This window comes from Aequoribacter sp. (assembly GCF_965659035.1).
Lineage (GTDB): Bacteria > Pseudomonadota > Gammaproteobacteria > Pseudomonadales > Halieaceae > Aequoribacter.
Genome location: NZ_CBFHWH010000063.1, coordinates 1 through 524, shown reverse-complemented (window position 1 = coordinate 524; position 524 = coordinate 1). Strand labels below are relative to the sequence as shown.

At 57.3% G+C, this 524-nt stretch carries 2 protein-coding genes; both read left to right on the top strand.

Features of this window, described 5'->3' with window-relative positions; all coding sequences use genetic code 11:
- The coding region (locus ACTF5Z_RS09065) for a hypothetical protein (RefSeq protein ID WP_438985353.1) at nt 1–188 on the top strand (188 nt) is incomplete at its 5' end.
- Between the two features lie 61 nt (nt 189–249).
- Nucleotides 250–524, top strand: a 275-nt coding sequence (locus ACTF5Z_RS09060) for a hypothetical protein (RefSeq protein ID WP_438985352.1), incomplete at its 3' end; no start/stop codon positions are given.

The window sequence follows — 524 nt, the reverse complement described above, 5'->3', positions numbered from 1 at the left end:
AGTTCAAGTTCAAGCAGCCCCAGTCTGCCGACTGGAGGCATACCCAACCCAAGCTCATCGCAAAGCTCAAGCCCGAGCGGCAAGACCAGCACGACATCAACTACGACAACGAGCGGATCAAAAAACGGGACAGAGACCAGCAGTGGCTCCGAGACAGCGGCGATTCCACCGCCACCCAAAACCGGTAACGGCGAGGGCGCCTCTGATGATACCTCTACTGATCAAAGCGGAGAACCCGGCTTTGTCACTATGGGCGACCAAGGTAGCGAGGCGCTGCCTACCTTGGTGGACGAAGAACCCGCGAGCAGTGCTCGCAAAGCACCCTTAGAGATCGGTCAAGCCAGTGGGTCCAACGAACAGCCTGCAGATGATAATGGAACCGAGGCTAATACCGGCGGTCAGACATCGACCACCGATACACAAGGTGACTACGCCAGTAACAATAATAGCGAAGCAACCCAACAAGGCGTCCCCGGAGCCTCAGGCCCGATGAGCCAGAGCGAGAAAATTGCTGTGCTGGATGC